Consider the following 13,039-nt stretch of genomic DNA (forward strand, 5'->3'; position numbering starts at 1 on the left):
TAATTATGCATATTAAAGATGATATTTTAGCGCCTAATGGCGGTGGCGGTGGAACTGCATCACCAGAAAAGAAATATAAAAACTGATATATTCCTGTTATTAGCAATAACTCTAATATTAAAAAATTTAGAAATTCACAATCAATTAATTATCAAGATTTATCTATAAATTTAAAAGAAGTTAATATTGATTTAGATTATTCAAAAGTAACTGCTGATTATTTAAAATACAAGATTAATATGATATTACCAGAGCAAATAAATTCTCCTTATCAATTATTATATGGAAATAAAAATCCTTTAGATTCTCAAGGAAATGTTATTAATTCAAAAAATGTTCAAAGAGTATTTTTAGACCCTTCAAAATTTGAGTTAGAGAAGCAATATGAACAAGGCTTTTTAAATAAATATATTGAAGATAATTATGGTAAAGAATGAAAAATAATATCTAAACCAAAAACTTATGCATGCACAGTGCCTATGGACGTTCCGTATTGGTCGCAAGGCAGCGGAGTTGCTAAAGACCATTATGTAAATGTAAATGAATTTATACCTGCAAGATTTCAAAAATGAATTCAATATAATAAAGCTTCAAATTGAAAAGCAGTGAATGAAGTTTTTGAAAATAAATTTAGAGCAATTACCAAGGAACTTTGATATAACAACGGTAATGCACAAGTGGTATTTGCTTGACTGTTTACTATTTGATCTCACGGAGCAGCACTACCAACATTATTATTGCCTCATTATTATCATACTATTGAAATTAGAACAATTGAATTTTGAATTGAAAGAGACCAAGAAACAGTTATTGCTGGTTATCCCGAAATTACAAAACAATTATTTAAAAATAATTTTATTTTAGATTATTCATCTTGAAAAGATGTAGCTAATGCAATAGGTAAAATTAGACCTTTCAATTTTAAAATAAACAAAAGAGAAAAACTAATTATTAAAGGTATATTTTTCCCACAAGTTATTGAAATAAATAACATAGGTTTTTTAATTCCTAATGTTAAAAATTTATCTCAATTGCATATTAAATATATTGATTAATTATAAAAGGAACTGCTGCCTTTAAAGACGGAAGAAAGCGAGTAAAAATGAATTTACTTAAAAAATTAGCTGAATTATTTAAATTAGAGGAAGCAGAAGTTTTAGAAAAACTAAATTTAAAGGAAGATGCTTCAACTAAGGATTTTAAAGAAGCACTAGGAGTTTATGGTCTTTTCCTAGATAAACCAGAACTAGAATCATATATCAAAAATAAAGTCCAAAACAAAATAAGTGAAGTTGAAAAGTTAAATGAAGAAATAGAAAACAAAAACAAAACTTTACTTGATTTTGAAAAGGTTAATAATGAGCTACAAAATAAATTTTCAAAAATAAGCGCGCAAATAAAAAATAATTTTGAAAAAGAATGGAGTAACTTAAAACTACCTAAAACAGATTTAGAAGATATTAAATATGAAGATTTAGATTTTTTGAATTTAAAATCAGAAGCTTTAAAAATAGCTAAATCAAAAAATATAACTCCTGAGATTGTAGAACCAAAACAAATTGAAAATATAGAAACATTAGACACTAAACTAAATGGAACACAATCATTTGATATAGGAGCAAGAAGAATTAAATAAAACTAATAAAGGAAATTAAAAATGGAATTTAAACAATATTTAAATGCATTATTTGCAAATCAAAAAGATAATGAAGCATTTTCATTAGACCAAAAAACAAGAAATGAAATTAACTCATATATAGTTCAATATTCACTAATAGGAACTTTAGGAACTAATCTATCATTAGGTTCAGTTTCGGAAGCTTCTGCAACATTTATCAAGAACATTGGACAAACTTGAAATGAAAAGAAAAATCCAGGACCTGGAGAATTCGAAAAAGGAAACTATACAAAAATTAGCTTTAATTGAAATTTACCACAATTTCAATCATTAGCATTTACTCATGCTGATACATTATTAGGTGTACCTGCTGCAGCTTCAATTAAAATTGAAAAAGCTTCAGCTGATTTTAATGACAATTTTGAAACCTATTGTTGAACTGAACTTGAAAAGAAAGTTAAAACAAGTGACACACATAAACAAGTTAAGGATTTATTATCTGATTCAATTTCAGATAAAGACGTTAGAAAAGCAGTTGTAGCATTAGGAACTGCACTAACTAAACATAAAGATGACAAAGAAGGTATTAATGGAATTAAAAAATCGGACATTATAATTCATGTTAAACCTGAAGTATTAGATAGACTAAGTGAAGCAGGATTAGTTGGAAACTATGCTGAACAAATGTTTGTTGGTGGACAATATTCAATAGCAACTGTAGGTGGTTATACTGTCATAGCTAATAAATATTTAACAGATATTGATGCGATTGCATGTACTAATTTTTCGGTAGCATCAATGATTAATGTTAATGCTGCAAACTATGAAAGATTAGCACCTACAAATGACTATGGAATGTATTATGAAGCTATGTCATTATTTGGAATAGCTTATCCAACATGTTTTAGAAGTATATTTAATAAATAATGCTTACATATAGTGGTAAAAGCAAAAATGCTTATGAAATTGTAAAAGCAGACCATAAAGAAAAATTTAAAGAATATTCATTAAAAAATACTGTATGGTGAAAATGAGTTAGATTAATATTACAAACAGCAATATCAATTTCTATAACCTTTTTGGGAAAATTTATAGATGGATTAGTTCCGGGGCTAGGAACTGCTATTGAATTTGGATTAGAAACATTATTAGACTTAATATTCAATTTAATAGAAAATGACGGAAAAGTTGATTGAGTAGATTTTGGTATTACAGCAGGATTTAATGTTGCTGGAGCAATTACTAAAGGTCTTAAACTATTTAAAGCTGCAAGGTCACATAATAAAGTTCTTTCGCTTGCTGATAATATTATTGATAGTAATGTTAAATTTAAAAAGCAATTTAAACAAGGAGCAAAACAGCTTGCTACTTTTGGTACTAAACCTTTAAAAGGAAATAATTTATCAAACTATAATACTTTTAAAAAAACATCTAAAGAAATACTATCAACTCTTAATAATTCTGAAAATGTATTTAAACAAACTGCTGAACAATCTAAAGAAGTGTTTAGTAAAACCAAAACTTTTTTAAATAAGGTAACAAAAGCTTTTACTAAAGCTAGAACCGTAGTTTCTTTATTAACTTCTCCAAGATTCGCTGCTAAAAAAGCAATTGATTTAGCATTAAAAAAACCAAGAAGTAAAATTGTAAAAGCATTTAATAAGTTTGCTACTGAGAAAGTTAAAAAGGTATTTTCAAAAGGTGGAAAAACTTTAAAAGAATCTATGAAAAGAATACCCTTAAATAGTTCTTGATTAGATACTATTACCATTTTAGAAACTAACAGTGCTTGGGATTTTAAAAATTTAAATGCTGTTATTAGATTTAAAAAATACACTAAGAAAAAACCAGTTATTTTATGACAAAAAGATTCAAAGTTAATAATGCAATTTTTAACAACTTCTTCGCCTGGTAGTCATTATTTAAGGTATTTTGCTTGAGGATGAGATATTGGAAAAATATTGAGAAAATTTAATGGATTTATTGCTATGTCAACTATTCCTTTATTTTCTAATCTTATTAATACAATAGCTCATAGCTATAGAACTATAAATGCAATACATGAATCTATAAAAAAGGATAAATGGTTATGAAATCAAGGTTTTAAAACAGTAGCAGAAGAGTTTAAACAAGGAGCTAAACAAGGAGCATTAAAAGGTTGAAATTTTAAATATATTAGACCTGCAGTTAGTTTTGGTAGAAGTATTTTAGAAAATAAACCAATGTATGCTATTAAAGCAGGAACTAAGGGGCTTAGAAAAGTAGCTTTTTACCATCAATTTTCAAAAACTATTAAAAACTATACTTATGTAAAACCAAGAGGAAGGAGAAAATGAAAAAAATAATTGATAAATTAAATTTTAATATTGATGAATTTAAAAATAATTATTGATATTCAAAAACTATTGAAATTCCTCAATTCGTAAAAAACATTGAACCTAATATTTCTGAAATAGATTTGTTCAATAAACTACTGTTTAATGTTTTCCAAACTTGTGATTTATTTATAAATCAAAAAATGTCACAATTTTTAGCATTAGATTTAACTTTAGAGCAAATTATTGAGATATTAGGTAAACAAAGAGTTTCAAATTTTATTTGTTCTGTTTATACTGAAATTAAATATAGGTTAGCTACCGAAAAATTCCCTGAATTTTCTCAAAAGGATAAATTAATTACATCTAATTTTTCACTTGCTACAGTAGGAAGAGAATTTAATAATTTTCAAAGCTTACTATCAGCTGAAGCAATTGCTTATTTAACATATCCATCTTGAAGTGATTTAAAAATCAATAAAGATGATTATTTAAACATAACTTCAGTTTTAGAAAAACTAAATCAATTTGATAGTAAAATTGAGAAACTTCTAAAAGATAATTCAGAATCAGATGAGAACCTTAAACTTTCCTTTTCTAAATTTAAATCAAACCAATTAGAGATAAATGACAAAAAGGAAAACAAATTATCTGATAATGTTAGAAATTTTCTAAACAATAATATTGAATCGCCTGATTATTTAGGTGCAAAAGACGGAAATGATTATATAAAAATTACATTTGCTAATGATGAACTAGGAATGGATGTATGTGGCGAGCAATATCAAACTTACATTCGTCCAGAAGGTATAAAGATTGCAAGTGCAGGAGAGGGAATGGACTTATCTTATGATGAAATTTCTTTTCCACATCCAGATGATGAATCTAAACCAAAACAAACTATTAATTATGATAAATTAAAATCATTATATGAAAATTTAGATAAATCAAATTTATTAGAAACTAAGGTAAATTCAATTGACCCTGCTTTAGAAAAACTAAATCAATTTGACACTAAAATTGAAAAACTTCTAAAAGATAATTCAGAGTTAGATGAAAACCTTAAACTTTCCTTTTCTAAATTTAAATCAGAACAATTAGAGATAAATAATAAAACTAAATCTAATATTGAAGCATTAGAAAAATCTAATATTGCAGCAAAAAATATTGATAATGAGATTACATCATTAAAACAAAAAGATGTTGATATTGATAATGGTCAAAAATTAATATTAAATATTTTGCTTAATTTTGCTAATAAATTAATTGTAAATAATGAGTCTAAATTAAATCTAGGTTTTCTTAGAACAAAGTATGAAAACGAAGACACCCCAAAATATAATGTTGGTGACATTGCTAATTTTGGTGGTAAAAAAGTTTATATTGTTAAAGTAGATGAAGCTCAAGCTCCAACAACTAGCGGGGGAAGCACATCCAACGGTTATACTTATGTGTTTATGGAGTTAAATTCTAGTAAGGAGTTAGTAGATTAATGGATATTAATAAATATATTGAAAAATATAATCCTAAAGCAATATTTTTAAAAGGCTCAAGAATGTTAGGATTAACTACTGAAAATAGTGATACTGATATTGAAATTTTATTGGATAGTCAAACATTACCAGATAGTTATAAAGAAAACGGAATTGATATATTTTTCATAAATTATGATTTGCAAATAAAAAGCATTAATGATGCATTAACCGAAATATCTTTACTTCAATATTTATTTGTAAAACCAGAACATATTCTTTACAAATCTAATGATTTTGATTTTGAATCATTTAAAAAGAAAATAGAAATGCAAATGAATAAAATATTAATTAAATTTATTAAAAGGTATTGAAATAGCGTTAGATATTATAGTTATTCATTTTTGCAAAGAAAATTAGCTTATCATATTTGTTATTTATCATTATTAGTAGGTAATATTGTATTAAACTTTGAAAAAATCAAAAAAATTAAATTAGGAAAAGTAACAAAAGATGAAATAGATTACTTTGAATTTTGTCGAAAGAAACTATTAAGTTTTTATTTAAGAAATTTAAAAGAAGATTATGAAAATATTTAAATGAATTATTGGATTAGTAATTAGCTTAATATTTTTATTTTTTGCACTTTTATGACTATACAAAAATTTTGAAATTAGTTGATTAAATTGACTATTTACAAAACTAAAGGTTTTTATTAAAAAATAGAAAGGAAATTATGAGAACACAATTTATTAAAGATTTAGCACCAATATTAATGCCAATTTTATCAGCATTATTAGGTCTTATTTTGACACTTATATTAACAGCAATAAAACAAAGTAAGAAAAACAAATATATCAAAAATAAGCTTGATTTCTTAGAAAAGGAAAATAGTGATAATAAGCTTGATTTTAAACTGTACAAAGAGAAAACAGATGCTTTCATATTTGATTTAAAAATTGATTTAAAGAAAGCAACTGATGAAAATGTCTTATTGATTAAAAAATTAGAAATGTATCAAAAGAATTCTAATATTGAATATAACAAAGAATTAGAGGCAAAGTTAAATGAATATTTAAAACAATCTGATACACTTTCTAATGAGCTTTTAGCATTAAAAGAGAAATATGCTGAACAATCTAAAGAACTAATAGCTATAAAAACAGAAAATGAACAATTAATTAAAAAAATAAAGTTTTTTGAATTAGAAAAAACTGAACAACTTGCTTTTTGAAATCAAATTAAAAAAGCACAAGAATTAATTAATAATATTAAATTAAATGGAGCAGAAGCTACAAATAATATTGCTGAAGAAATAGTAGAAAATGTTGCTGAACAAAAAGCACAAAATGAAGCTATGGAAGAAAATTCTAAGGTAAAAGCTACAATTTATTAAGAATTTGCTTAAAAAATACCCCTCTAGAACGACAAAAGACATACAACTATACGTCTTTTCATTAAAATCGTCGTTGTAGGGGTGGTTTTTTTATGTAATTTTTATGAAAAAATAGCAAATTTTAATGCTTCATCAGTATTTTCTCTTAAAACTTTTTTATATCAACGCAATAAATTAATAGCCATAACAACACCTGCAATGAATCCTCCAATAGGAATTAGCACTGATAAGACAAACATAAATGGAGTGTTTGAAGAAACATAGTTATTTGTAATACCAAATACTAAATATATTGCAGCCCAACTAGTAAAAAGAAGTCCTGCAAATGGTATAAAATAAAACCCAATTTTTCCAAGAGTAAAAATTAAAACGAGAACAGTAGTAAATAAAATTAAAAAAATGGGAAAATAAATTAAATAAGCAATAGATCATTTAGCTCTATGTTTTCAATCTTTAATTAGTTGGACTCTATCTTTTAGAGCTTGTTCATATTTTTGTTGTAATTTTTGTTCGCGTTCTTGTTTTGTCATATAAAAATTATAATATTTTGTTATAATAATTATGCTAAAAAAGAAAGCACCACTCTACACCACCTGACTTCTTAGCAAATTTTTCTTTAAAACAATATTCACTAAATGAAGAGGGTAGTAGAGTTTCATAACTTTATTACTTTTTTATTTTTTAGCAACAAATGGAGAAATTAAATAAAAAAAGGCAATTTCTCCAATCATAAGGAGAAAACATGACAAATATTGAACAACTTCAAATGTTCTATGAACAATTTGAATATCAAATTAAAACAAATAATAGAAGTGCAAAAACATTGCAAACATATAAATATATTCTAAAGAATTTACAAAATTGAGAAACAGTTGATGAACTATTAAATCAAATCAATTTTATTTTAGATAATTCAGGACTAAGTCAAAATTCATTATTTATGTATCGAGCTACTTTTAGAGCTTTTTGTGAATGATTCTCAAAAAGAAATAAAATATACATTCCATTTAATGAAAGAATTAACAAATACAAAATTGAACGTGGCACTAGAAGACCATATACAAAAGAAGAATTAGATATTTTATTTGCAGAACTTAAAAATTATAATAATTATAAATTTGAAATCATCTTTAAAGTAATGCTAACAACTGGAATAAGAGTTAGTGAATGAGAATATATAAATTGAGATGATTTAAGAGCTAATAATTTTGAAACAATTATAAAAACAGCTAAAAATAATAACCCAAGACCTTTTAAAATAATTTCTTCAAATAACAAAGAATTTAGTGATATTAAACCTGCTATTATAAATGGACTAAATCTAAATTGAACTGCTAAGACTATCAAAAATAACTTTAACTTGTTTAATAAATTTGTTTTATCAAAACACCCTAATTTTAAAGCTAAAATATCTGCTCATATATTGAGGCACACTTTTGTTACAATTTCTAATGAAAAATCAACTATTGAAGAGATAGCAAAAGTTATAGGACATGTAAATTCAAATGTTACTGCTTCAACTTATCTAACATATAATCCAATATTAGCTAATAGAAAATTATCAAAAATGCAACAAACAATGGAAAATTTCATTGATAATGGATTAGAAAATAAAACAGAAGAAGATTTAATTTTGGAAAACAAAAAACTAAAAGTTGAAATAGAAATGTTAAGAGAACAAATAAAAGCTACAAATAATAAAATAATATTACCTTTTTATTTAGAAGATAAACTAAGTGTTGAAAATAAGAATTAAAATAGCAATAGCTATTTTTTATTTGTTTAAAATTTATATATGACAAAATTACCAACTTGAAAAGATTTAGGAATAAATATTAAGGAAATTCTTTGAAAGAATGATTTTAAGACATTTGAAGAGTTTAAAAATGCTTATAGTGGTGCTTTTTGTGTTAAATTAGGACATTATTTAAGTAGGAACAACAAACACACCAAAGATAATTTTTCTCTTGCTTATAACGTCATTTTCTATTATGGTTATATAAATCAAAAAAGAGAGCAAGAATTATTAAATTTGTTAACTAAAAATGAATATAAAGTAAATTCTACTTTTATGATTATTGATGCTGTTATTGGTATAGATTTAATTGCTAAAAAAGATAATAAAACATATGTAATTCAAGTAAAATCAAACAATAATTTTTCAAATTTAAAGCATATTAAAACATTTGCAAATTCAAGAAATTATGAAATTGTATTAGCTTATAAGAAACAAAATGAGTGAATTTTTATGAATGAAAATCTAGAAAATGTAAATTTGTTTTAAAATTGTGCTAATATTAGAGTAGAAGTGCATATTTTTCTCTAAATTCATAAGAGATTTCGGGACTATATGTAGGGACTTTATTTAGGACTATATTTATATATAGTACCCAAAATTCATTATAAAGTCCCAGAAGGGGCTTTTTTAATTCCTTTCTCTTCATTTAGTGAATTGTAAAAATCACATTATTGTTTTATTTTACAAGTTCATTAAATCAATTAAATAAGGTACTCAATTCTAATTATTTTTTTATGTTAGTATCTCTCTTCCGCATTGCTCCTTTATATAAGATATTTATATTATAAATATGCTTATATAAAAGTTCACAATGCGTATAAGTTTCACTTACAATCAAAAGCAAATATAGAATTAGTTCAATAATAGATTTAATGAACTTGTAAAGTTAGGGACTATATAACAATAAAGTTCCCAAAATCTAATAATTAGGGACTATATACATTTTTTAAGGGACTATATGAACGACCCCTTAGAAAAAAATACCCCCTTAAAACATTTAATGGTATATGTGATTTTAGAAAGGAAAATTAATGAGTTCAAGTATTTATGAACTTTCAAATTTATACGAAAAATATAAAGACATGCAAGAATTAGAAAAAAGAGATAAAACATTATTTACAAATTTCAAATCTATTGATAAATTCACTGACGGATTGCAAAATAGACAATTATATATTTTAGCTGCTAGACCAGGAGTTGGTAAAACTACTTTATTGCAAAATATGATAATTAATGCTGCAAAGCAATTAAAAGAATCTGAATATATTTTGTTTTTGAGTTTAGAACTATCAGCTGTTGATGTCTACAAAAGATTTATTCAAATTGAAAGTAATTCATTAACTAAATTTGATATTAATAATTATGACCCTGACGAAGAAATTAAAACAGAAATAGAAAGAATTAAAACTGAATTTCACAATAAAAATATTTTAGTTTTTGACAATGAAGCAAATGAACAAATAACTCCTGCTTACATTCAAAAACTTTTAAATGAGTTAAAAGAAAAAGATATTAAAGTTAAATCAATATTTATTGATTATTTTCAACTTTTGGATAGTAACTTGTTTAATGCAATTGAATATAAAGCACAGGAAGATACTTCTAAACAATTAAAGCAAATTGCTAAGATAAATAACATTAATGTATTTTGTTTAGCTCAATTAAGCAGAGAATATGAAAAACGTAAAACAGTTATTCCTACTTTTTCGGATTTAAAAGGGACAAGCTCAATAGAACAAGATGCAGACGTGATTATGTTTTTATATTCACAAGATAACAATATTTATAACAATAATTCAATCTTAGAATTGCAACTAACTATTGCAAAAAATAGAAATGGATTATGTAATACTTCAAATTTAGTATTTTATACAGAAAAAGCAAAATTCTTTGACAATGATAATTTTTCTGTAATAGCAAAAAATAAAGGGGATAAAAATGGAAGATTGTAAAAAATGTGTTAAATGTGGTTCAACTATAGACCTTGCTAAATTTGGTTCTTTACATTGTTGTAAAAACTGTTTTAAAGAAGTATTAGATTGAGCTCAAGAGTTTGATATGGATTGGTATTGAAATAAAAAATAAGCATTGTATTACTTGTATGTGTATATACTACATATAACTAAAGTTATATATGTAGGTATATATATACACATACATACAAGTAATTAAAATACAATGCAATTTAGATAGATTTAAATATGCCAACATTAAACAATAAACCACCTAAATTTACTATTGAAAAATTAGCAGAATTACTACATTATACAGACCAGGAAGTAAATCCAACATTTGAAGCTTATAAATCAAATTCATTTTATAAAATCTATTCAGGAGCAAAAGGAGTATCTAAATCATTTAGTAGAATGATTGAAACTATATATCGTATTGTTAATGAAAATAATTTTTGTTCAGTATGATGTAGAAATCAATTTAATCACATTAAAAATACACTTAGACCTATGTTAGAAAAAGTTTTATATTTTTTAGCAGAAGAACATAATTTAGATTTTAGAGATTATTTCTATGTAACAAATGAAGCTGCATATTGAAAATTTGATGATAACGGATTAGATAGAGCAATATATTTTCAAAATTGAGAAAAGATTCAAGCATTTCAAGGATTTACACTTAAAAATTCTAATTTTAGATTTGGTGAATTAGTTATTGATGAGCCATTAGAAGATACTGCAGATAGTAATAAATTGCCTCATGAATTGGAAGAAATATATGCATTACAGGAAGAAAAATTACCATTACTAATTGCTAATACTGTTTTAAGAGAAGTAGCTCCTGATAATTTTAAAATTAATGTTACATTTCTTTACAACATATTTACAACTAATCATTTTCTAATTAAAAATTATCATCAAGAAGCTATTAAGATTTTAGAAGAAGATGAATCAATAAATCAAAATGTTTTAAATGAATTATTGGACAACAATTTTATTCAACGAGAAAATAGTGACTTCAGCAATGGGTTAGGAATAATAGTTACAATGTTCTCAAAATATTTCATTCCTAAAAAATATTTCTCTGAAATGCAACAAAAGAATTTAGATTTATTAAAACAAACTAATTATCGGTTATGAGTTATTACTGTTGTTGGGTTTGCATTTAACTTTGAAGATAACAAATTAAATTATTTTATGAAAAACATTATTTTTGACGATGAAGGAAATATTCGAAAGAAAATTAAAACTATATCTAAAAATAAGTTTTATCAATATTTGCAAAATCAAGAAATATTAGGAATTTATCATGGATATGACCCAGGAATTCATGATAATGCTGCATTTGTTACTGTTGCACTACATAAAGATGGAAGAATAATTGTTCTTAAAGTAATTGAAGATATCAAAAGATTAATTCCACAAAAAACATATTGGAAAAATAAAGCTATAAATGAAAAAATAGTTGAAATTATTAGCAAAATGAATAATGAAGTAGAAAAATATCTTCCATATTCTTATTCAAATAGTAACTTTCTATATTCAAAGACTTCTGTTTTGTTTTGTGATAATCACGCAAGTATTGAAGCTTTAAATATTTTATTTGAAGATAAGAAAATTAATTGTTGAGCTATTAAAGCAGTTAGAAAACCAACACAACAATTTGGAATAGTAGATAGACAAATGTGGCAAAAAAATATTTTTGAAAATGGATTAATTAATTTATTGCCAAATAATGAAATTTTATTAAAGTGTTTAGCGAAACAAGTTGTTATAAAAGATAATACAAAACCACTTGATAAGATTGAGAAAAGAGATGAATCAATTCATCCTGAAATATATGATGTTGTTAATGCATTTGAAATGAGTAGTAGTTTATTGTTTAAATATCAATATGCTTTGCTATATGAAAATTTAGAAAATAATTAAGGATAAATAATGGAAAAAGTTTTTAAAAATATTGAAGAATTGATAGAAAAATATCAAAAATGAGGAAAGCCTCAAAGCGATACATCTAGAATGTATTGAGCAGGCGAATATAGCCTGCTTTATGAAAAAATGAAGAAAGAGATATTAAATGATTTAGAAAATGTTAAAGCATTAAAACAATCTAATGAAAAATTTGATAATCAAGATAAACAAACAAGAGACATAAGCATTTTAATAACTGAATTAATGGAATATTATTCAGTTTTAGGGAATAAGCAAAATGCAATTTATAAATATTTAAAGAATTGTGAAAAAGCACTAATGGATTTATTAAATGAATTTGATAAACAAGGCAAAAAAATTAATAATAAAATAGTTTTTGACAATGTTTTTAATTATAAAAGTGATTATAAAACATTAAATAAAGATTTTAAAAAATTAGAAGAATTGTATAAAGATTTAAACAATGAATTCAATGAAAAAATAACCCATTATCAAGATAAAATTTGTGATTTAAAAAACATTATTTGAAAGATGGAAGAGATTTAAGGAAAATAAA

The 13,039-nt window shown here is 24.3% G+C and carries 14 protein-coding genes; 13 read left to right on the forward strand and 1 reads right to left on the reverse strand.

Translation table 4 applies throughout. The features are described 5' to 3' along the window. Window positions 1–5: 5 nt before the first annotated feature. The 7 genes from LQ356_RS00585 (at window position 6) to LQ356_RS00615 (ending at window position 6,801) form a co-directional block, all read left to right on the forward strand. On the forward strand, window positions 6–1,055 hold the full coding sequence (locus LQ356_RS00585) for a hypothetical protein (RefSeq protein WP_405311807.1): 1,050 nt from the start codon (window positions 6–8) through the stop codon (window positions 1,053–1,055). A 47-nt stretch (window positions 1,056–1,102) separates the two neighbouring features. Next, window positions 1,103–1,636, forward strand: a complete 534-nt coding sequence (locus LQ356_RS00590) for a hypothetical protein (RefSeq protein ID WP_405311809.1) — start codon at window positions 1,103–1,105, stop codon at window positions 1,634–1,636. 21 nt (window positions 1,637–1,657) lie between these two features. Then, on the forward strand, window positions 1,658–2,545 hold the full coding sequence (locus LQ356_RS00595) for a hypothetical protein (protein ID WP_405311810.1): 888 nt from the start codon (window positions 1,658–1,660) through the stop codon (window positions 2,543–2,545). Continuing rightward, window positions 2,545–3,963: a hypothetical protein gene (locus LQ356_RS00600; RefSeq protein ID WP_405311812.1), complete on the forward strand. Its 1,419-nt coding sequence runs from the start codon at window positions 2,545–2,547 to the stop codon at window positions 3,961–3,963. Before LQ356_RS00595 ends, LQ356_RS00600 begins: the two co-directional genes overlap by 1 nt. Next, a complete protein-coding gene (locus LQ356_RS00605; RefSeq protein ID WP_405311814.1) occupies window positions 3,951–5,426 on the forward strand; it encodes a hypothetical protein in 1,476 nt (491 codons plus the stop codon). The genes LQ356_RS00600 and LQ356_RS00605 overlap by 13 nt, the downstream gene beginning before the upstream one ends. Beyond that, a complete protein-coding gene (locus tag LQ356_RS00610) occupies window positions 5,426–6,004 on the forward strand; it encodes a nucleotidyltransferase domain-containing protein (protein WP_405311816.1) in 579 nt (192 codons plus the stop codon). The genes LQ356_RS00605 and LQ356_RS00610 overlap by 1 nt, the downstream gene beginning before the upstream one ends. 137 nt (window positions 6,005–6,141) lie before the next feature. Beyond that, window positions 6,142–6,801 (forward strand): hypothetical protein, encoded by a 660-nt coding sequence (locus LQ356_RS00615; RefSeq protein ID WP_405311817.1) that lies wholly within the window; start codon window positions 6,142–6,144, stop codon window positions 6,799–6,801. A gap of 101 nt (window positions 6,802–6,902) precedes the next feature. Here LQ356_RS00615 and LQ356_RS00620 read toward each other — a convergent pair whose 3' ends face one another. Continuing rightward, window positions 6,903–7,331 carry a hypothetical protein gene (locus LQ356_RS00620; RefSeq protein ID WP_405311819.1) on the reverse strand — a complete coding sequence of 143 codons (429 nt, stop codon included), beginning with the start codon at window positions 7,329–7,331 and terminating at the stop codon, window positions 6,903–6,905. A 212-nt stretch (window positions 7,332–7,543) separates the two neighbouring features. Here LQ356_RS00620 and LQ356_RS00625 point away from each other — a divergent pair, with 212 nt between their 5' ends. From LQ356_RS00625 to LQ356_RS00650, 6 genes are all read left to right on the forward strand, one after another. Next, window positions 7,544–8,557: a tyrosine-type recombinase/integrase gene (locus tag LQ356_RS00625; RefSeq protein WP_405311821.1), complete on the forward strand. Its 1,014-nt coding sequence runs from the start codon at window positions 7,544–7,546 to the stop codon at window positions 8,555–8,557. A 39-nt stretch (window positions 8,558–8,596) separates the two neighbouring features. Then, on the forward strand, window positions 8,597–9,085 hold the full coding sequence (locus LQ356_RS00630; protein ID WP_405311823.1) for an ethanolamine utilization protein: 489 nt from the start codon (window positions 8,597–8,599) through the stop codon (window positions 9,083–9,085). Window positions 9,086–9,630: 545 nt separating this feature from the next. Further along, window positions 9,631–10,551, forward strand: a complete 921-nt coding sequence (locus tag LQ356_RS00635) for a DnaB-like helicase C-terminal domain-containing protein (RefSeq protein WP_405311792.1) — start codon at window positions 9,631–9,633, stop codon at window positions 10,549–10,551. After that, window positions 10,538–10,684, forward strand: a complete 147-nt coding sequence (locus LQ356_RS00640) for a hypothetical protein (protein WP_405311794.1) — start codon at window positions 10,538–10,540, stop codon at window positions 10,682–10,684. Before LQ356_RS00635 ends, LQ356_RS00640 begins: the two co-directional genes overlap by 14 nt. Before the next feature lie 116 nt (window positions 10,685–10,800). Next, window positions 10,801–12,480, forward strand: coding sequence for a hypothetical protein (locus LQ356_RS00645; RefSeq protein WP_405311796.1), 1,680 nt, complete (start codon window positions 10,801–10,803; stop codon window positions 12,478–12,480). Window positions 12,481–12,489: 9 nt separating this feature from the next. Continuing rightward, window positions 12,490–13,029 (forward strand): hypothetical protein, encoded by a 540-nt coding sequence (locus LQ356_RS00650; protein WP_405311825.1) that lies wholly within the window; start codon window positions 12,490–12,492, stop codon window positions 13,027–13,029. The last annotated feature ends 10 nt before the right edge of the window (window positions 13,030–13,039 follow it).

The sequence above is a fragment of the Metamycoplasma faucium genome, assembly GCF_045160055.1.
In the GTDB taxonomy this organism is placed as follows: domain Bacteria; phylum Bacillota_I; class Bacilli_A; order Mycoplasmatales; family Metamycoplasmataceae; genus Metamycoplasma; species Metamycoplasma faucium.